13 protein-coding genes are annotated in these 20,688 nt (G+C 68.0%); 2 read left to right on the top strand and 11 right to left on the bottom strand.

Annotation, left to right across the window (positions count from 1 at the left end):
- Window position 1: 1 nt before the first annotated feature.
- From AAK988_RS08025 to uvrC, 3 genes are read right to left on the bottom strand one after another with little or no spacing between them, the layout of a single operon-like run.
- A complete protein-coding gene (locus AAK988_RS08025) occupies window positions 2–1,153 on the bottom strand; it encodes a gluconeogenesis factor YvcK family protein (RefSeq protein ID WP_151429935.1) in 1,152 nt (383 codons plus the stop codon).
- Between the two features lie 6 nt (window positions 1,154–1,159).
- A complete protein-coding gene (gene rapZ, locus AAK988_RS08030) occupies window positions 1,160–2,101 on the bottom strand; it encodes an RNase adapter RapZ (protein ID WP_151429936.1) in 942 nt (313 codons plus the stop codon).
- Window positions 2,082–4,106 (bottom strand): excinuclease ABC subunit UvrC, encoded by a 2,025-nt coding sequence (gene uvrC, locus AAK988_RS08035; protein WP_369880601.1) that lies wholly within the window; start codon window positions 4,104–4,106, stop codon window positions 2,082–2,084. Before uvrC ends, rapZ begins: the two co-directional genes overlap by 20 nt.
- Before the next feature lie 885 nt (window positions 4,107–4,991).
- Here uvrC and AAK988_RS08040 point away from each other — a divergent pair.
- The gene (locus AAK988_RS08040; RefSeq protein WP_369872467.1) at window positions 4,992–6,764 is read left to right on the top strand and encodes an LTA synthase family protein; all 1,773 of its coding nucleotides are present in this window, start codon (window positions 4,992–4,994) and stop codon (window positions 6,762–6,764) included.
- An 85-nt stretch (window positions 6,765–6,849) separates the two neighbouring features.
- Here AAK988_RS08040 and ribF read toward each other — a convergent pair whose 3' ends face one another.
- The 8 genes from ribF to rimP all read right to left on the bottom strand — a co-directional run bounded on the left by ribF (window position 6,850) and on the right by rimP (window position 15,037).
- The gene (ribF, locus tag AAK988_RS08045; protein ID WP_262999722.1) at window positions 6,850–7,776 is read right to left on the bottom strand and encodes a riboflavin biosynthesis protein RibF; all 927 of its coding nucleotides are present in this window, start codon (window positions 7,774–7,776) and stop codon (window positions 6,850–6,852) included.
- The gene (gene truB, locus AAK988_RS08050; protein WP_369872468.1) at window positions 7,757–8,776 is read right to left on the bottom strand and encodes a tRNA pseudouridine(55) synthase TruB; all 1,020 of its coding nucleotides are present in this window, start codon (window positions 8,774–8,776) and stop codon (window positions 7,757–7,759) included. The genes ribF and truB overlap by 20 nt, the downstream gene beginning before the upstream one ends.
- On the bottom strand, window positions 8,777–9,790 hold the full coding sequence (locus AAK988_RS08055) for a DHH family phosphoesterase (RefSeq protein ID WP_369872469.1): 1,014 nt from the start codon (window positions 9,788–9,790) through the stop codon (window positions 8,777–8,779).
- Between the two features lie 4 nt (window positions 9,791–9,794).
- Window positions 9,795–10,184: a 30S ribosome-binding factor RbfA gene (gene rbfA / locus AAK988_RS08060; RefSeq protein ID WP_151429942.1), complete on the bottom strand. Its 390-nt coding sequence runs from the start codon at window positions 10,182–10,184 to the stop codon at window positions 9,795–9,797.
- Between the two features lie 104 nt (window positions 10,185–10,288).
- A complete protein-coding gene (infB, locus tag AAK988_RS08065; RefSeq protein WP_369872470.1) occupies window positions 10,289–13,027 on the bottom strand; it encodes a translation initiation factor IF-2 in 2,739 nt (912 codons plus the stop codon).
- 3 nt (window positions 13,028–13,030) lie between these two features.
- The gene (rnpM, locus tag AAK988_RS08070) at window positions 13,031–13,321 is read right to left on the bottom strand and encodes an RNase P modulator RnpM (protein WP_135971704.1); all 291 of its coding nucleotides are present in this window, start codon (window positions 13,319–13,321) and stop codon (window positions 13,031–13,033) included.
- A gap of 26 nt (window positions 13,322–13,347) precedes the next feature.
- Window positions 13,348–14,547 (bottom strand): transcription termination factor NusA, encoded by a 1,200-nt coding sequence (gene nusA, locus AAK988_RS08075; RefSeq protein WP_160324448.1) that lies wholly within the window; start codon window positions 14,545–14,547, stop codon window positions 13,348–13,350.
- Between the two features lie 19 nt (window positions 14,548–14,566).
- Window positions 14,567–15,037: a ribosome maturation factor RimP gene (rimP, locus tag AAK988_RS08080; RefSeq protein WP_369872471.1), complete on the bottom strand. Its 471-nt coding sequence runs from the start codon at window positions 15,035–15,037 to the stop codon at window positions 14,567–14,569.
- A gap of 508 nt (window positions 15,038–15,545) precedes the next feature.
- Between rimP and AAK988_RS08085 the strand changes: the two genes are divergently transcribed.
- Window positions 15,546–20,651, top strand: coding sequence for a hypothetical protein (locus tag AAK988_RS08085; protein WP_369872472.1), 5,106 nt, complete (start codon window positions 15,546–15,548; stop codon window positions 20,649–20,651).
- The last annotated feature ends 37 nt before the right edge of the window (window positions 20,652–20,688 follow it).

The raw sequence follows: 20,688 nt of genomic DNA on the forward strand, positions 1-20,688 counted from the left end.
CCTATCCCCGCCGGGCCCGCGAGAGCTTGATGACGCTTTGGAAGGCATCGCGCAGGGCGAAGGGCGAATGCCACGTGGGACGCTCGGCATCGACGAGGTTGCGGCTGATGACGATGGGCCCGCGGGACTGGATGGCCAGCATATCCCCGTAGTTGATGGAGATGGGCCGCACGCCGCAGGTGAGCTGGCTGTCGTTCAGGTCCGATGTGGAAGCGTGCTCCAGCTCGGCCCCCGACAGAGCCGCGAAGCTGCCCGTGGCGGGGCTTTCGGCCCGCAGGGGCACCTTCGAGTGCACGAGCATGTAGTCGATGAGCCCCTCCATGCCGTGGGAGGCCAGGGCCTCGAAATGCTCTCGGGCCGTGAGCCCCCAGGTCTCTCCCTGCACGTCGGCCAGGGCGCACACGAACAGCACCCGCCCCCGGCTGGCGCGGATGGCGTCCACGATGCCGGGAATGAGCAGGTTCGGAATGATGGAGGTGAAGAGCGAGCCGGGCCCCAGCACGATGAGGTCGGCCTCGCGGATGGCCTGGCAGGCCGGCTCGTAGGGGGCCGGCGGACGGCCGTCCTCGGCGGCGAGCCGCACCGATTCCAGGGCCGTCTTGGAATGACACGCCACGGCCTGGCCATCGAGCACGCGGCCGTCGCACGTGCGGGCCGACAGCACCACGTGGTCCAGCGTGGAGGGGTACACGTGCCCCTGGGCGTTCACGAGCCGCTCGCAGATGGCGATGGCCTCGGGGAACGACCCGCAGGCATCTTCCAAGGCGGTGAGCAGGAGATTTCCCAGAGCATGGTCGCGGGCTACGGCAAAGCGGTACTTCAGCGCCCGCACGAGCGGGTCGGACGGATCCTGGGCGAAGGCCACGAGGCACTTGCGGATGTCGCCGGGGGGCGTGGCATCGGCCTCCTCCCGCAGCACGCCGGTGGAACCGCCGTCGTCGGCCATGGCCACCACAGCGCTCGTCTGCACGCCCAAGGACAGCAGGGTGCGGATGGACACCGGGGCCCCGGTGCCGCCGCCGATGACCACGGCGCGCAGGGCCCGGTCGTCCTCATCGAGCCCCCGCAGGTTCGGCAGGGCGCTCTTCAGGGCCGAGAAGGCCGCCGTGGCCGCCGGGTCCACGCGGAAGGCGTCGGTCTTGCGAATGCCCATCGCGACCTACGCTTCCTTCCCCGCGGCCGCCGCGGCGCCGTCGCCGCGCTCGGCCAGACGCAGATCGCGATGGGCCACGCTCACGCGGTAGCCCTTGGACTTCAGGTAGTCGCCCGTGGCCTCGGCCAAAGCGACGCTGCGGTGCTGGCCGCCGGTGCAGCCCACGCCGATGGCCAGCTGCTGCTTGCCCTCGGCCACATAGCCCGGCATCACCACGTCCAGCAGGTCGTGCCAGCGGCGCTCGAACTCGATGGTCTCCTCGCGCAGGCGCACGAAGTCGCGCACCGGGGCGTCCAGCCCCGTCAGAGGCCGCAGCTCCGGATCGTAGTAGGGGTTCGGCAGGAAACGCACGTCCATCACCAGATCGGCGTCGTAGGGCGCTCCGTGTTTGAAGCCGAAGGAGTACACGGTGACGGCCAGGCCCTTCCGCTCGCTGCCCGTGGAGAACAGGCCGCGGATGGTGCTGCGCAGCTTCTGGGGCAGCATGTCCGTGGTGTCGATGACGAAATCGGCCTTATCGCGCAGGCCCATGAGCAGGTGGCGCTCCCGTTGGATGCCCTGCCAGATGGTGGTGCCGTCGGTGCACAGGGGGTGCCGGCGCCGGCTCGACTTGTATCGGGCGATGAGCTTGTCATCGGCCGCATCCAAAAAGAGCGTCTTGTAGGAGATGCCCCGAGCCGCCATGGCGGACAGCTCGGCGTCCAAGTCGCCGAAGAAGTCGCCGTTGCGCGAGTCGCACACCACGGCCAGACGGCGCCGGCCGCCTGCGGCATCGGTCTCGTCGTTCACGCGCACGAGCTCGCCCAGCAGACTGGAGGGCAGATTGTCCACGCAGAAGTAGCCCAAGTCCTCGAAGACGTGCATGGCCTCGGTGCGCCCCGCCCCGGACATGCCGGTGACGATGACGAAGTCGGGCATCCGGTCGATCTCAGTTGGCTCCTCGGCCATCTTCGCTCCCTTCCGCGGCGTCGGCGTCACGCGCCCCCGCGTTCTCGTCGGTACGGGCGGCCCGGGCGAGCCGCGCCTCCTTGGCTTCTTTCTGCCCATTATACTGCGCCAGCACGGCCACCAGCTCCTCGGCCACCTCTTCGGGAACCACCCGGGCTGCCTTTATCTCGTCCAGGGTGGCCTCCTTCAGGTTCCTGAAGGACTTGAAGTGCGCGAGCAGGGCCTTCTTGCGCACGGGGCCCAGGCCGGCCACCTCGTCCAAAATGCTCGCCGTCATGCCCTTGCCGCGCAGCTCGCGGTGGAAGGTGATGGCGAAGCGGTGGGCCTCGTCGCGCACCTGCTTCACGAGGTACAGCGAGGCCGAGCCGCTCGGCAGTACCACAGGCCCCGTGTCCTGCCAGGGCACGAACAGCTCCTCGTCGCGCTTCGCGAGGCCGCAGATGGCGATGTCGTCGATACCCATCTCCTCGAACATGGCCAAGGCCGCCGTGAGCTGGGGCTTGCCGCCGTCCAGAATGATGAGGTCGGGCTTGCTGCCGAAGCGCTCGTCGTTCAAGCGCTCCGGGGCGTAGCGCCGCCGCATCACCTCCTGCATGGAGAGGAAGTCATTGGCCTCGGAAAGCGGCGTCTTTATCTTGAAGCGGCGGTACTGGTTCTTGTCCGGCTTGCCGCCGGTGAACACCACCATGGAGGCCACGGTGTAGGACCCGTGGATGGTGGAGATGTCGAAGCACTCGATGCGCATGGGCGGCGCGTCCAGGGCCAGGGCGCTCTCCAGCTGCAGAAGGGCGTTGTTGATGCGCTTGTCGTCGTAGTTGGTGCGCACCTTGTAGCGCATGAGGGCGTGGCGGGCGTTGGTCTCGGCCATGGCTAGAAGATCGGCCTTCTCCCCCTTCTGCGGGGCGGTGAAGCGCACCTTCGCGCCGTGAGCCGAGTCCAGCTTTGCCGTGAGCCACTCCCCCATGGCCTCGGCGTCCTCGGGCAGGGTGCGCACGATGACCTCGCGGGGAATGGTGGTGGTGGCGTCGTAGTAGCGCATGAGGAAGTTGCGTAGCAGGTCCTGGTCGGGCACGTCGGTGCCGCGGTTCAGCACGAACTCGTTGGAGTTCACGATGCGCCCCTCGCGGATGACGAGCACGTGCACCCCGGCCACGGTCTCCTCGCGGAAAAAGCCGATCACGTCGGCGTTCAGGTCGCGACAGCACACCGCATGCTGCTTGTCGGTGAGCGAGTTGATGGTGCCGATGCGGCTCTTCAAGCGGCCCGCGCGCTCGAAGTCGAGCTCCTCGGCGGCGGCGCGCATCTCGGCCGCGAGCTCATCGACGAACTCGCGGTGGCCGCCCGCCAGGAAGCGCTCGATGCGCCGGACGTTGACGGCGTACTCCTCCGGCGTGATGGCCCCGCAGCAGGCCCCGGGCCCCAGACCCACATGGGCGTCGAAGCAGGGGCGAACGTCCCGCTTCATGAAGGCGAGGGGGTCTTTCTCCAGAGCCCGCGCCAGCTGGCGCCAATCGGCGCAGGTGGCAGCGCACAAGGGCACCACCCGCCGGGCGATGTCGATCATCTCCCGGGCGGCCCGGGCATCGGTGAAGGGACCGAAGTATTTGGTGTCGGAGCGGTGCCTCTCCCGAGTGTATTTGATAGCCGGGAACACGTCGCCCTTGGTGAGCGCGATGAAGGGGTAGGACTTGCCGTCCTTGAAGTCGGCATTGAAGAAGGGGCTGTACTGGTTGATGAGGTTCTTCTCCAGCACGAGCGCCTCGTGCTCGTTGTCTACTACGATGTAGTCGAAGCTGTGGATGGCCTCCACGAGCAGGGGGATCTTCGCGCGGTCGTCCTGGAAGTTCACGTACTGGCGCATGCGGGCCCGCAGTTGCTTGGCCTTGCCCACGTAGATGACCTCGCCGGCTGCATCCTTCCACAAGTACACACCCGGCTCGGCGGGCACGGCCGCCAGCTCCCGCTTGATGCGCTCGATCTTCTCCTGTTGGGTCTCTTTTTCCATGGGAACAGTATAGCGAGCCTGTCCCGCCGATGGGACGCGGGGTCGGGGGCGTCCCCCAATCTACACGGCCCCCTGCCTCCGCAGGCGCCCCTCGGTCCGCACGGTTCCTGCCTCCGCGGGCGCGCGGGCGAATCACGGCTCCTCCGCACGATCCCCTTCCCGCGACGGATGCCACCCTAAAAAGTCTCAGATTTTGACGAGAAGGCCTATCTTGCTTGCACGAGCGCAGCCCGTGACCGCTCGGCTCGCGCGGACCGTCCCGGGACCATCCCGCGGCCGCACCGAGAGCGCCCAACGCCCGTCCCGCCGCCATCGCAAGGCCAGCCCGTGACCGCTCGGCTCGCGCGGGCCGTCTCGCGGCCGTACCGAGACTCTCGGGCCGCCATCAGCGGGGCAATCGCGCGGTTGGATCTGCCCGACGGTCATCGTCGAGCGGGGCTTCTTCTCACCCCAAACATGAAGAAGTGCTGGAAAATGGCCGGTACGCGGCCTATTCGCGCCTAATGGTGCCGACGATCGACTGTGGGCGTGCTATGTTGTGCAGCTGCAATGCTTTCAATACTCGGAGGGTCGATGGATACAGGGACAACGGCGGGCGGCGGCCGATCGCGCAAGCGAAACGATGCTACTCAAAAGCCGATCGGCGACGCAACTGGCAATCGGGACGACCGAGCCGAAGCCGCGGGCGACGCATCAACTGCCGGCAGCGCAGCCGATGCGACCCGCACGGTCGCCCATCGGCCGCGCGGGCCCTTTTCCGCATCGCTAGTTGGCACGAGAACCGCCTTTGCGCGCCTCGCCTTCTTCTGCGGTGCGGTACTACTCGGCTTCTGTCTGCTGGAAGCGCCTTGGAACGCCGAATTCCTTGCTATTCCCCGTTCCCACATGATACCGAATCTGCTGATCCTCGCCCTCGGCTGCGCCATCGTCTTCCTCGTCGGCCAGCGCACCCGCGCCTCCCTGGCGGTGTTCGTCGGGCTGTGCCTGGCCGCCGGCACGGCCAACTTCTTCCTCATCGAGTTCAAGGGCCAGCCCATCGTGCCAGCCGATCTGTTTGCCCTGTCCACAGCCGCCTCGGTGGCCGGCGGCTACAGCCTGTTCCTCACACCGCGCCTGGCCGCGTGCCTAGGGGCCTTCGCCGCCTTCTCCGTCGCGCTCGCCCTGGGCTGCCCCCAACGGAAGGTAACGCGGTGGGATGCGGCGGTGAACTGCCTCGGCGCCATACTGCTTGTCGTTGCGGGGGCGCTCCAGTTCAACGCCGTGGATATCCGCGAGCAGTGCGCCGTGAAGGTGGACGTGTGGGACGTGCGGGGCTCCTACGGCACCCAAGGCACCGCGCTGTGCTTCCTGTCCCGGGCCCAGGAGCTCACCCCCAAGCCGCCGGAGGGCTACTCGGCCGAGGCCGTGGACGCTATCCTCGCCCCCTTCGCCGACGGGCCCGTGGGAGCCCCTCCCGACATGGCGCCTCCGAACGGGGACATCCCCACCCTCCCCGCAGCGGCGACCGACGACGGGGAGACCGCAGCAGTCGAGGGCATGCTCCCCTACGACGGCCCCAACGTCATCGCCATCATGAATGAGACCTTCTCGGACCTGTCCAGCTACCCCGGCCTGGAGGACGCCAACGCCGCCCCTCCCTTCTTCCGCGAGGTGGCCGCCGATGCCCTGGCCAGCGGCGATGTGTACGTATCGGCCATGGGCGGGGGCACCTGCAACAGCGAGTTCGAGTTCCTCACCGGCGCCTCCATGGGCAACATGGGCGGCGGCGTGTACCCCTATGTGCTCTACGATCTGGAAGGGGTGGACAACCTGGCCGCCGCCTTCCGGGCACTGGGCTACGGCACCCACGCTATTCATCCGGCCGAGGCGTCGAACTGGCGCCGAGACCGCATCTACGAGCAGCTCGGCTTCGATGACTTCGACGACATCACCACCATGGAAGGGGCCGCCACGTTCCGCGACCTCGTGACCGATCGGGTCACCTACGAGCGGGCGCTCCAGAAGATCGACGAGGGTGAGGCGCCCCAGTTCGTCTTCGATGTGACCATCCAGAACCACGGCGGCTACGACACCGGCCTCGTGCCCCCGGCCGATGCGGTGCACCTGGAATCCGAGCAGGTGGAAAGCGCCGAGGTGGACGAGTTTCTGGCCGCCATCCGTCAGTCCGACGAGGATCTGCGCTGGCTTGTGGACGAGCTGAACGCCCGGGACGAGCCCACCATCGTCGTGTTCTTCGGCGACCACCAGCCCGGCTTCGCCGATTGGCTGTTCCTGAAGACCTACGGCCATAGCGTGGATGGATCGCCCTTGGAAGAGGTGCAGCAGCGCTACCGCACCCCCTACTTCATCTGGGCGAACGCGGCGGCCCGGACTCAGTACGGCAACCGGCTCGCCAAGATCGCGGATGCCGACGTGACGAGCCTGAACTACCTGCGCAGCCTGCTCACCGAGGCGGCCGGCCTGCCCGAAACCCCGCAGGACCGCTACCAGCGGGCCCTGCGCGGGGTCCTGCCGGCCATCAATTTGAATGGCTATCGGGACGGCGAGGGGGCCTGGCACTGGTTCGGCGAGGCCGTCGAGAGCGACGTCCAGCAGCGGGCCGAAGACGCCCTCAAGAGCTACCGCATCATCCAGCACGCCCAGCTGTTCGGGGAGTAAGCCGAGAGACGCGCCACGGGCCGCGCCGTTGCCCTACGGGTTGCACGGCACCCCCCCCTCGGAGCTGGGATGATCGGCCGACGGGTTACAAATTCTCGCGCACCCAGGCGATGTTGCCCATGGTGGTTTCGATGAGCTCGTCTACCGTGGGGAAATCGATCATGGGGCGCAGCCATTCGATGAATTCCACCTCGATGGGCTGACCGTAGATATCCCGGTCGAAATCGAGGATGTGCACTTCGATGTTGGCGGTGGTGCGGTCGGCGAACATAGGGGCGACGCCTGTGGACACAGCGGCCTTGTAGCGGGCGCCCTCCACCATGGCGTAGCAGCCGTAGACTCCCGGCCCGATGACGTTCAGCATCGGCGGGATCTCCAAGTTCGCCGTGGCGAAGCCGAAGTCGCGGCCGTCGCCCCGGCCCGGGCGCACGATACCGGTCACGCTGTAGGGACGGCCCAAAAGCTCGGCGGCCTCGGCCACGCGGCCCTGTGCCAGCTCCCCGCGGATGCGCGTGGCCGTCACCGGCTCGCCGCCCTCGGCCACCAGGTCGTGGCCGTGCACCTCCATATTGCGCTCGGCACCCCATGCCCGCAAATCGGCCACGTTGCCCGAGGCGCGGTCTCCGAAACGGAAATCGTGGCCGATGTGGATGTGGCGGGGAGCGCCGCCCCCGAAGCACGCTTCCAGAAAATCGGCCGGCGCCTGGGCCGCGAACTCGCGGGAGAACGGCAGCAGCACCACCGCATCCACATCCAGCTCGGCGAGCTTGGCGATGCGGGCCTCGTTGGTCATGAGCTTCTTCAGCCCGCCGGGGGCGAACATCTCGTCCGGGTCGATGTCGAAGGTGATGACGGCGCTTCGGGCCGCCTCCTCTCGCGCCGAGGCCACGGCCTCGCCGATGATGAAGCGATGCCCCTCGTGCACGCCATCGAACACGCCGAAAGCCACGGAGGCTCCGGCGAGGAAGGCCTCGTCGTAGGCAGGATCGTTCCTAGAGATCACTATGGCCACGGATGACTCCTATCGGAAAGACGCAGCGCGGCGCCAGGCGGCGGCGATCGGCGTCGTATGTGTACAGGGCGATGACCCGGTTATCGTACACCAAGGCGATGGTCTCGTCACGGGTCAAGGGCTCGCAGCTCTCGCGCACCCCAGCCGTGCAGGCGCACAACTCTGAGGCGGCATCGGCGCAGCGGCGCTCGCAGATCGTGAGCCCGGCAGCGGCCACAGCGTTGCCGTTGCGCACCTTGGCGGCCAGCTCGTCGCCCACATAGGCGAAGCGGCACCCGAGGGCCCGCAGCGGGTCGAGGGCCGCCCGCAGGCCGATATCCTCCAGCGTCTCCAAGCTCACGCACTCGTCCAGGACGATGGCCCCCACGGCCGTGCGGCGCAGGGCCCCCACGTGGGCCGGGCAGTCGAGGGCATTGCCCACATCGCGGGCGAGCGAGCGGATATAGGTGCCCGCCGACACGGTGAAGGCCACGTCCCAGCGGGGCGCCTCGGTGCCGTCGGCCCCCCAGATGCCGAGCAGCTCGGCGGTAAACACCTCGATGTCGCGGGGCGTCAGATCGATGATGCGGCCGCGGCGTGCCTCGTCGCAGGCCTTCTTGCCGCCCACCTTGATGGCGGAGTACACCGGGGGCAGTTGCTTAGACTTCCCCACCAAGCTGGCCACGAAGGTGGTAGCGAAGAAGGGGTCGAACACCTCCTCGGGCACCTCGCCGGTGCGGATGACCTCGCCGGCGGCATCGTCGGTATCGGTAGCGGCGCCGAAGACGATGGACACCACGTAGGACTTCTCGTGACCCACGAGGTAGTGGTCCAGGCGCGTGGCCGGCCCGATGCATACGGGAAGCACGCCCGAGGCCAGCGGGTCCAGGGTGCCGGTGTGCCCCACCCGGCGCTCGCCGAAGATGCGGCGCACGCGGTTCACCACGTCGTGGGACGTAAGCCCCGAGGGCTTGTCCACAGCCACCATGAGGGACAGGTCGGTCGTTCCGCGCTTGGCCATCTAGCGCACCCCTTCGCCGGGGCGCACGGGGCATTCGATGCCGAGCCGCTCCGCCAGGGCATCGACGGCCTGGACGAGGGTTCCGGCGAACGTGAAGCCGGCCGCGGCGGTGTGGCCTCCCCCGCCGAAGGCGCGGGCGATGGCGGCCACATCGGCGTCGCCCTTGGCCCGCAGGCTGCCGCGAATCTCGCCGTCGGGCTGCTCCCGCAGCATGCAGGCCACTTCCACACCGTCGATGGCCCGCAGCACGTCCACCATGGGCTCGGCGTCGGCCTTGCACGCGCCGCACGCCTCGAAGTCGGCCTGGGACAGCCAGGACAGCGCAGCCGAGCCACCGGCCGAGAGGGCCATGTGGTCCACGTTGCGCCCCTCCAAGAGGATAGAGGCGAGCGAGCGGCTCTGGTAGATGCGGCGGGAGATGACCGCGGGCTCGGCGCCGGCGGCCACCATCTCGGCAGCAGCGGCGAAGGCGGCCGCGTCGGCGTTCTGATACTGGAAGCGACCCGTGTCGGTCATGAGCCCGGTGTAGCAACAGGTGGCGACGATGCGGTCGCGCTCGGCGCCCAGAACCGCCGCGAGCTCCCAGACGAGCATAGTCGTGGAAGCGACGTCCGGGTCGGTGTAGCTGAGCACGCTCATGGCCTCGGGCACCGCGTGGTGGTCTACCGTCACCGTGAGATCGGCGGCCGCCTGCAGCCGCGCTGCATCGCCCACGCGCTCGGTCGTGGGCACGTCCACCGCCACGAACACCTCGCAGGGGCCCTCGTAGCGGGCAGCAGGCACCAGCCCGTCGAAGCCGGGCAGGAAGGCCAGGTCGCGCGGCGGCTCCTCGTCGCGGGCGAGCACGCAGGCGCACTGCTTGCCCGCCTGACGCAGAGCGGCGGCCAGGGCCAGCTGCGAGCCGAGGCAGTCGCCATCGGGGCTCACATGGCCGCAGATCACAAAATGGTCCCGCTCTCGCAGGGCGCAGGCGATGGCGGCCAGGGTGGTGTTGGTCTGGGGAGTTACTGCCATCGGTCTAGAACTCCCGATCCTCGCCGATGGTCTCCTCCACGATGCGCTGCTGCTGGTGTTCGCGCTCAGAGGCCAGGGCGGCGCCGATGGCCTCGGCCTGGTCCACCGACTTGTCGCGATGGAAGCGCAGCTCCGGCGCCACGCGCCAGGACAGCTTCTTGGCCATGAGCGAGCGGATGTGCCCGGCGGCCTGCTCGAAGGCGGCCTGCACGTCGGCATAGCGCTCGGGATCGGTGGTGTAGTACACGTTGCAGGCCGAGCGGTCGTAGCTCACCTCGCAGCCGGTAATGGTCACCAGATGCAGCCGCGGATCGGACACATCGAACAGCAGAATGGAGGCGATCACCTCGCGGGCCTGCTCGTTCACCTTGCGATTGGAAGCGCTCTGTTTCATAACGCCATCTCCTTAAGTAGTGGCGGACAGATAGTTCTAGTATAGACAAAGGCTTTCCCGAGCCTTGTCGACTCGGGAAAGCCGCAATGAACTGTAAGATTTGCCTACTCGGTGCGCTCGACTTCCTTGACCTGATAACCCTCGATGGTGTCGCCCACCTTGAGGTCCTGGAACTTCTCGATGCCGATACCGCACTCGTAACCTTGCTTCACGCTCTTCACGTCGTCCTTAAAGCGGCGCAAGCTGGCCATGTGGCCCTCGAAGATGACCGTGCCGTCGCGCACGATGCGCACCTTGTCGTCGCGGTTGATCTCGCCCTCGATGATGTAGCAGCCGGCGATGGTGCCCACCTTCGGCACCTTGAAGGTGTCGCGGACCTCGGCGATGCCGGTGTCCACCTCCACGATGTCGGGCGAGAGCAGGCCCACGCGGGCCGCGTTGATATCCTCGATGGCCTGGTAGATGACGCGGTACAGGCGGATATCCACCTTCTCCTTCTCGGCCTGGACGCGGGACTTGCCCGTGGGGCGCACGTTGAAGCCGATGATGATGGCATCGGAGGCGGCGGCCAAGGTGACGTCGGTCTCGGTGATGCCGCCCACGGCCGAGTGCACGATGTTGATGCGCACCTCGGACTGGTCCATCTTGTCGAAGGCGTCGCGCAGAGCCTCGATGGAGCCCTGGACGTCGGCCTTCACGATGAGGTTCAGATCAGTCTGCTTGCCCTCCTCGATGCGGCTGAACAGGTCGTCCAGACTCATGTGGCTCTTGGTCTCCTGGGCGGCCAGGCGGGCGCGCAGGGCACGCTCCTCGGCCAGCTTGCGCGCGTCGCGCTCGTCCTCGAACACGCGGAACTCGTCGCCGGCGGTGGGCACCGAGTTCAGGCCCAGGATCTCCACCGGGTCGGCGGGCTTGGCCTCGTTCACGTGCTCGCCGCGGGGGTTCACCAGGGCGCGCACGCGACCGTAGCTCGTGCCGGCCACCACCACATCGCCGGTGTGCAGGGTGCCGCGCTGGATGAGCACCGTGGCCACGGGACCGCGGCCCTTGTCCAGGTTCGCCTCGATGACGAAGCCGGAGGCCTCCGCGTCGGGGTTGGCCTTCAGCTCCAGCACGTCGGCCTGGAGGATGATGGTCTCCAGCAAATCGTCGATGTGCAGCTTCTTCTTGGCCGACACCTCCACGAACATGTTGGAGCCGCCCCACTCCTCGGGGATGACGCCATACTCGGTGAGCTCCTGGCGCACGCGATCGGGGTTGGCGCCGGGCTTGTCGATCTTGTTCACGGCCACCACGATGGGCACCTCGGCCGCCTTGGCGTGGTTGATGGCCTCAATGGTCTGGGGCATCACGCCGTCGTCGGCGGCCACCACGAGCACGATGACGTCGGTGACCTGGGCGCCGCGGGCGCGCATGGCGGTGAAGGCCTCGTGGCCCGGGGTGTCGATGAAGGTGATCTGGCGATCGCCGATGTTCACCACGGAAGCGCCGATGTGCTGGGTGATGCCGCCGGCCTCGCTGGCCACCACGCCGGTGTCGCGGATGGCGTCCAGCAGCGAGGTCTTGCCGTGATCGACGTGTCCCATGACGGTGACCACCGGCGGGCGCGGCTTCAGGTCGGCCTCGGAGTCGTTGTACACCACGGCGTACTCCTCCTCCGGCGACACGACGCGCACCTTGCGGCCCATGTCGTCGGCGATGAGCTCCATGGTCTCGTCGTTCATGGACTGGGTGAGCGTGAGCACCTGGCCCAGCATGAACAGGCGCTTGATGACGTCGTTGGGCTGCACGCCCAGAAGCTCGGCGAACTTGGCCACGGTCGCGCCCTGGGGAATCTCTACCACGGAGTCGTCCAGCACCAGCGTCGGGTCCAGGCCCCGCTCGATGGCCTCGGCCTCGGCGCGCTCGCGGGCCTCGGCCTCGCGCTTCTCCTTGCGCTTCTTGCGGCGCCCCTCCCCCTCGTGGGTAGTGGCGGCGGCCACGGCGGCGCGAGCCTCGGCGAGCACCTTGTCGCGCTGAAGCTTCTCAGCCTGGACGGCCATCTGGGCGTAGCGATCCTCGGGCATGGCGGCCTGCTGGGCTTCCAGCTCGGGCACCACCTGATGCCCCGAGCCCTTCTTGCCCTTCTTGCCGGCACCGCGGCCAGAGCGACGGGCCTCGGCCTCGGCGCTCTTCTGGGCCTCCATGCGCTGCTTCTCGGCCTCGATCTGCGACAGCAGCGAGTCGAAGTTGGCCTTGCGGGCCCCAGGGGCCGGCGCCGGCGCGGCCTTGGGAGCCTCGGCGGCCGGGACGGCCTTCGCGGGCTTCTTGTGGCCGCGGCGCAGAGCCTCTTCCACAGCGCGCTTCTTGGCCACCTCGGCGGCGGCCTTCTCGGCCCGAGCCCGGGCCCGGGCGGCCTCGCGCTCGCGCTCCACGCGCTCCTTCTCCGAGGCGATCTGCTGCTCGAGGCTCGCGAAGGCAGAGCTGGGCGCCGGGGCCTTGCGTACCGGCTGCCCCTCGGCGGCCGGCTCGTCGGCGCGGGCGCTCTCGCGCTGGGCACGGGCGGCCTCGCGCTCGGCCAGCTCCTTCTCACGGGCAGCCTTGCGGGCGGCCTCTTCCTCGGCCCGCAAGCGGGCGGCCTCTTCCTGCTCAGCCGCGAGGGCCGCAGCCTCCTCGGCGGCCAGGGCGCCGGCGCGGGCGCGAATCTCCGGCTCCAGGCTCTTGCGAATCTTGTCCACGTAGGCCTCGTTGAGCATGCTCGCGTGGGACTTCGCGGGGATCTTCATATCTTTCAGGCGGTCGAGCAGATCCGCGCTCGACATATCGAATTCCTTCGCCAACTCATGGACACGCATGCTGGCCATATATCACTCCTCATTCTGTTCCGACGCCTCGGCGAGAGCAAGCTCGCGAAGAACGCGATCGTAATCCTCATCGGTCACTTTGCAGCGCAGGGCGCGCTCAAGCTTCCTGGTCTTCCTCGCGGCGGCGAGGCATGCTCCCGAGCAGACGTAGGCGCCGCGGCCGGAGCGGCGGCCCGAGCCGTCGAAGGCCACGGGGCCCTCAGCCGGGCGCACGATGCGGAAGAGGCCGCCCTTTTCCCGGGTAGCCCCGCAGCTGATGCAGGTGCGCTGGCGCTTGTTCGTCTGGATGGGCATCGGTCGTGCTACTCTCCCGCTCGCGGCTACTCGTCGCCGTCGGCGTGCACGCCGCAGTACTGGCTGCCCGGACGGGCGTGGTTGCGGCAGCGGGTGCCGTCCTCGCCGACGAAGATGCAGAAGTCGTCATCTTCCTCCACCTCATCGATGAGGGCATCGCTCACCAGGGACGCGCCCTCGAAGCTCGCGGGCTTGATGTCGATGTGCCAGCCCGTCAGGCGAGCAGCCAAACGCGCGTTCTGACCCTCCTTGCCGATGGCCAGGGACAGCTGGTCGTCCGGCACGATGACCGTGGCGTAGTTGTTGTCCTCGTCGATGGTGACGCGGGACACCTTGGCCGGGGACAGGGCATTGGCCACGTAGACGGCCGGGTCGGCGTCCCACTGGATGACATCGACGCGCTCGTTGCGCAGCTCCTCGACCACCATGCGCACACGGGAGCCCTTCGGACCCACGCAGGCGCCCACCGGATCCAGGTTCGGCTCGCGGGAGGCCACGGCCACCTTGGAGCGGGCACCGGGCTCGCGAGCCACGGACTTCACTTCCACCACGCCGTCGTAGATCTCGGGGACCTCGATCTCGAAGAGGCGGCGGATGAGATCCGGGTGGGTGCGGGACACCACGATGGCCGGGCGGGCCTGCTCGCCGCGGGCGCGGGGGCTGTCGGCGTTGGGATCGCGCACCTCGATGATGAGTACCTTCAGGCGCTGGTTGTGGCGGTAGTGCTCGTTGGCCGGGCGCTCGTTGCGCTCGCCGGGGTTGCGCTTGGCGTCGTAGTGGGGCAGCTCGGCCTCCACGCCATCGCGGATCTTGATGATGGTGAAGTCCGGCGTGCCCTGCAGCACGGTGCCGGTCACCAGATCGCCCACGCGGTTGCGGAACTCGTCGTAGATGGACTGGCGACCCGCCTCGCGCACGAGGGAGGAGATGACGCCCTTGGCGTTCTGGGCGGCGATGCGGCTCACATCGGCCGGGGTCACGTCGCGCTCCTCGAACTCGCTGTACTCGCCGGTCTCTTCATCGGGCTCGCCCACGGGCACGAGCTCGTAGACGTAGATCTTGCCGGTCTGGCGGTCGATGGTCACGCGCGCGTCCCACTCCAGGTCGAGAATGCGCTCGTAGCTCTTGGCGAGCGACTGCTCCAAGCGCTCGATGAGGTAGAACTCGTCGATCTTGCGCTCATGGGCCAGCGCCTGCAATGCCTCGATCAACTCTGAACTTGCCACTTTCTCTGTCTTCCTTTCCCTAAGAGCTGAAATCAACGGAGCCCTTGAGCCGGGCTCGTTTGATCTGGTCGTGCGGAATGGCCATGGTCTCGCCCTCCACGATGAGGCGCACAGCCCCGTCGGAGAAGCCGGCCAGCTCGCCGGTGAACGAGCTGCGCCCCTCGATGGGCCCGCGGGTCTTCACGTTGGCGGTCTGCCCCGCAAAGCGGTTGAAGTGCTCGGCCGTGCGCAGGGGCCGGTCGATGCCCGGGGAGGACACTTCCAGCATGTAGGCGCCAGGGAACGGGTCCAGCTCGTCCATGAGATCGCCGATCCACGACTGGGTGCGGGCCAGCTCGTCGAAGCTCACGCCGCCCTCCGCGTCGATGTACACGCGGATGGTGGGGGCCTTCTTCGACCCCACGATCTCCACGGTGACGATCTCGACGCCCTCGGAGGCAGCGCGCGGCTCCAGGGCATCCAAGAGCATCTGCTCCTTACCGGTCAGCATGGGGCCTCCTTTCGCCTTCCGTCGCCTCTGCTATCGGCTTCCGCGCCGGCCGTTTGGGGCCTAACAACAAAAGAAAGCGGGACATGCCCACTTTCTCGAACGCGAAAGTATGTCTGCGCGGCTCTTTGCACAGTGTGCATTGTTTATACCACACCGGGCCAACCTTGGCCAGTATCGCCCGCAATTTCCCCATCCAAGGCCCAAAACTGCCGCCAGCGGATGCAAGGCGGAAGGTGGCGGAGCGGCGGCGGGCGCAGCGGCCGGCACAGCGCGGAGGGACGTCCGGAGACCGGGCGCCACCGTGGCAGCTGGCCGCGGGCGCAATACTATATATAGTAGCGGAGCCGTCCCGCCCTTGGCAGGGAGGCCGCTCCTCTTGGGATGACGGCTTTTTCTTGCGATGAGGTGGCCGAAGGTGTACACTCGGCCACAGTATGCTGACAGATCGGCAACGCTTCGCGTATCCAAGTGCGGGCGGGGCTGTGCTCACCGAGAGAAGGAGCAGGATATGAAGGCAAACCAAAAGGGGCGTCTGCTGCGAGGAGCCCTCGCGGCCGTGCTTGCCTGGGGTCTGATGATGCCCACAGCGGCCCTGGCCGCAGGCAGCGAGAACAGTGAGACCCCCCCCCATGACGCGGTAACTGAATTCTCCGAGGCTCCCCGCGAGGCCGTCGTCCCCGACGGGAGCCCGGACGACCCGTCGGCCGCGGCCGACGGCTCCCCCTCCCCCGCTCTCGCCACCCCCGCGAGCGCCCTTCCCGCCGCTGATGCGGCCCCGGCGGCCGACTCGACCGACCGCCACCAGTTCGGCATCACCGTCACCGGCGGCACTCCCGGCGTCGACTTCGAGTTCGAGGAAGTGGACTACGTCAGGCACGCCTTCGAGGGTTCGGGAACCCGTTCCGACAAGCTGCACAAACTCGTCATCAAGGGAACAGCCGAACTCACCCTGACCACCGATGGCTTCCCTACCGCCACGCAGAACGTCACCATCTGGGTGAACCCGGGCGTGCAGGCGAACATCACGTTGGACAACGTGAGCATCGACTCCCCTATCCCCGTGCACATCGAGCGCAACCGCAACGACGACGGCACCACTGCCGAGCCCAAGACGCGGCTTCATATCACCCTTGCCGAGAATTCCGACAACACCATCACGGCCACCGATGGTCAGCGCGGCGCGGGCATCCACTGCGGCGAGGGCACCGAGCTGGTCATCGACGACCACATCCCCAACGTCACCACTGCCGGCGAGCCCATCAAGATGGACCCCGCCAACTATCCGGGCAAGATTCCCGCCGGCACCACCTTCATCGGCAACGACGGCGTGACCCGCACCGCCGGCACCGAAGATGGCGACGACCGCCTGTCCCTGCTCGAGAACGCCAACCGCAACCCCGACGGCTCCCTCACCACGGGCAAGCTCACCGTGACGGGCAATACCCTGGAAGCCGCCATCGGCAGCGTGCAGTACGAGGATGCCGGCGATATGACCTTCAACGGCGGCATCATCACCACCCATGCCCGCGGAGCCGGCAACGGCAGCGCCTACACCGCCTCCATCGGCGGCGGCAGCTGCGGAAGCGGCGGCACCATGACCTTCAACGGCGGCGTCATCGAGAGCTGGACCTCCTACCACGGCGCCTCCATCGGCGGTGGCGGATGGGCCATATGCGCCAAGTCGGGGGCCTACCATTTCGAGGACACCCTGCCCAACAAACTCGTCTACACGAGCCATGGAAGCCCCGACACCGTCGCCCCCGAAAGCAAAACCTGGGCCGGCGACATCTACATCAACGGCGGCGTGCTGAAGCCCCACTCCGACAAGCACGGCAACGCCATCGGCCAGGGTTGCTGCTCCTGGAACGAGGGGCACGAAATCGTCATCGCCGGCGGTACGGTGCTCCCCGACACAAGCAGGGCAGAGGCTGATAAAACCAATCCGAAGCCCCTCACCTCCTGCGTCTCCATGGCCATCGGCGCCCAGGGCGGGGCCGTCAGCGTCATCGGCGGCTCCGTGCGCATCGGCGATGTCAACGGCAGCAAGGAGCTGTTCCAGGCCTTCATCAACGGCGATCACAGCTACGATTCTGCCTTCGGCATATGGCCCGTGGACACCGACCGCACGGACAACCCCGCCGTGTCCATGATCGCCATCGACCTGTCCGCCGAGGTCATAAAGAAAGATGAGACCGGCAAGCCCATCACCGACGGCAACAACGCCATCATCGACTGGGAGCTCACCGTGGCCGGCGAGCCCTACGAGTACGGCGCGCCCGCCCAGTTCACCGACGGCAAGCTGTACCTGTGGCTGCCGCCCGCGGCCACCAACAAGCAGGTGTCGGTCACCTTGTCCTACCTGGACGAGAACGGCAAGGTGCAGAAAGTAAACCCCCTGTTCCGCAACCCCGGCGAGGGCGACATCCTGAAGCGCTACGTCGACTTCGAGCTGCCCACCCAGTACACCGACAAGCTGACGAAGTACTATGACGGCACCCCCTTCGCCGCCTACGACCTGGACGATAAGGACAACTGGATCACCACCGACGAGGAGCTCCCGAAGGTGCTGAACATGAAGAGCGCCGTCTCCTACAAGTACCAGCGCTTCACCAAGCGCCCCGCCTTCGAGGGCGACGAGAGCTCCCAGGCCATCGGCCCGGAGGTGAGCACCGGCAACGACATGCCCTCGGATGTGGGCACCATGAAGTTCACGATGATCTCCACCCAGTATTCCAATTCCGACGACCCCGCCCTGGCCGGCTTCCGCGAAAGCTACTGGGGGCATCGCGCCATCGGCTGGTGCGACATCATGCCCATCGGCTCGAAGGTGTCCCTCATCAACGCCGAGTGGGTCGACGACAAGGCCCCCGGCGCCGAGCACCACAACTCCGATCTGGAGCTGGCCCTGCATGCCACCATCGATCGCGCCGACACCCAGCCCGACGGCAAACCCACCCAACCCACGTGCAAGGCCCCTGAGGGCTATGTGCAGCTGTACATGGACGGTAACAAGGTAGGCGACCCCATCGAGATCGTCTTCCCCGAGGCTGCCGCCCCGACCACCCGCGCGGCCCTGACGAGCGCCGTGGCGACCCTGGCAGCCGGCGACGGAGCCGACAGCGGCGACGCCGATGGCGACAAGCCTGCCCCCAATGCCCGCCGCGTCGACAACGGCAAGGGCGGCTCCTATACCGACTTCACCTACACCTTCAAGCCCTCCGACGCCGACTTCCTCGTACCCGATGCCACCACCGACGGCAAGCACGTGGTATCGGTGCAGTACCTGCCTCCCGACCACGAGGACGTGGCCGATCTGGACAGCACGGCCCCGGCCAACTATCTGGAGAGCGTGAACCCCGCCGACAACCCCGAGGACGCCCCCAAGGCCGAGGTGGCCATCGACCCCATCGACCCGAACCCCACCGTGGATCTGCCCGCCGACCCCGATGCCGATCCGGACAAGTCGCAGCCCTCCCTGGACACCGACTACGACAATCCCGAGGCCGACAAGCCCGGCGCCGACCCCGCCAAGCCCGGCGACAAGACCTATCATGGCAGTCTGAACCTTATCTACGAGAAGCCCACCCCCGGCGCCGACGAGAACCCCGGGGCCGTGGACATCAAAATCAAGACGCCCTCTTCCGGTGCCATCACCGTCACCACAGCCGACGGCACCATCGTTGAGGCCGAGGTCGTGACCGACGAGAACGGCAACCCCGTGCGCGACGACGACGGCAATATCACCGTGCGGGTGAACCCCGAGGGCGTGGGCAAGACCGAGCTCGTCATCAAGCAGGAGCCCAACGGTGCCTACACGGGCACCACCTTCGAGTACGACGTGACCGTGAAGGCCGACCCGGCCATCGCCCCGGCCCCGGCCGTGACCAAGGTGGCCGAGAACCTCACCCATCCGAACGGCCCCACCCAGCCCGGCGATCGCATCCGCTACACCGTCACCGCATCGAACAGCGCCGCCGGCTCCGCTTGGAACAACGTGGTGGTCACCGACGATCTGCCCGCCTGCCTCGATCTGGTAGAGGACACCGTGTTCCTGAAGAATGCCGCCGACGGCTTCAACAAGAAGCTCTCCGCCGCCACGGGCACCCCCAAGCTCGGCGAGTACGGGCTCGGCACAGCGGGTGCCGACGGCAAGCGCACTCTCACCGCCCCCGCCGGCACCGTCTGGGGCGCCGCAAGCGCCGTTCTCACCTTCGAGTGCACGGTCAAGCAGGGCATAACCGGCCGCGACGAGGCGGCAGCGCCCCTGGCCAACACCGCCGAGGCGGAGGGCACCCGCGACCACCCCACCGACCCCAAGGGCGACCAGCAGCCGGTGGATCCGGTGGAATCGAAGCCGGCCGTGCCCGAGGGCGGCGACACCGTGGCCCCGGCCGATCCGGCCGAGGGGGCTCTTGCCCTGAGCAAGGCCGTGGAGAACACGACGAGCCCCGACGCCAAGGTCACGCGTCTCGGCGACGTGCTTCGCTACACCATTACCGTGAAGAACACCGGAGATGCGGGCAGCTGCCTCGTGAACGCCGTCATCTCCGACCCGCTGCCAGCAGGCCTGGAGCCGGTGCCCAACAGCTGGCGGCTGACGCTGCCCGGCACCGATAAGCCCGTCGAGCTGACGGATGACCTCTACGACAGCACGTCGCGCACTGTGGCCGTCTTCGCCGGCAACCTCTGGGGCGGCGAGGAGGCCACCCTCACCTTTGAGTGCACCGTGACCGACGAGGCCCTGGGCGCCGACATTGCCAACGTGGCCGCCCTGACCGGCACCGTGCCATCCCAGACGCCCGATGTGGACGTCTCCGAGGAAACTCCCGGCGAGCCGGCGCCCGCACCCGGAGCGGACGAGCCTGTGCAGGCCGATAATCCGCCCGCGGAACCGGCCGTAGTCATCCCCAACGACCCGGCCGACGGCGACGTGAGGGTGGCCAAGACCGCCGAGAACGCCACGAGCGCCGACGGCAAGACCCGGGTGGGCGACACCGTGCGCTACCGCATCGTGCTTGCGAACGACGGCCCGGGCACCGGCTGGATGGACGCCGTGATCCGCGACGACGTGCCCGCGGGCCTGGAGCCGGTGAGCGAGAGCATCCAGATGACCCTGGCCGACGGCACGGTCGTCCCCGTTTCCGACGAGGCCTACGACGAGAAGACGCGGCGGCTGTCCGTGTCGGCCGGGCGCCTCTACGGGGGCCAGGAGATCGCGCTCGCGTTCGACGCCCTCGTCACCGAGGAGGCCGTGGGGGCCGACATCGGCAACGTGGCCGCCGCCCTGGGCACGCTGCCCTCCCAGTGGGACCCCGACGCCGACGGGGGCTTCCCCGCCGCCGGCGAGCCCTTCGACCCGCCCGCGGGCTGGGAGGCCTTCGACCGCGCGAGCGAGAAGGTGGAGAGCCCGGCGGCCTACCCGCCCGGCACCAATGAGAAGGGCGGCGTGATCCCGGCCGAGGGCGACCCCGACGAGGGCACCACCATCCGCGCCAAGCGCCTCGCCCAGACCGGCGACGAGCTGGCGGCCGGCTTCGCCCTGGGGGCCGGGGCGGCCCTCGCGGCGGGCACCGCCCTCCTCCTCGCCCGCCGGCGCCTGCGCCGCGCCCGCTAAACGTTCCCTCGGGGCTTCTGCCGTTCCCCCAACCGGC

It is taken from the genome of Adlercreutzia muris, assembly GCF_041223505.1.
GTDB lineage: Bacteria > Actinomycetota > Coriobacteriia > Coriobacteriales > Eggerthellaceae > Adlercreutzia > Adlercreutzia muris.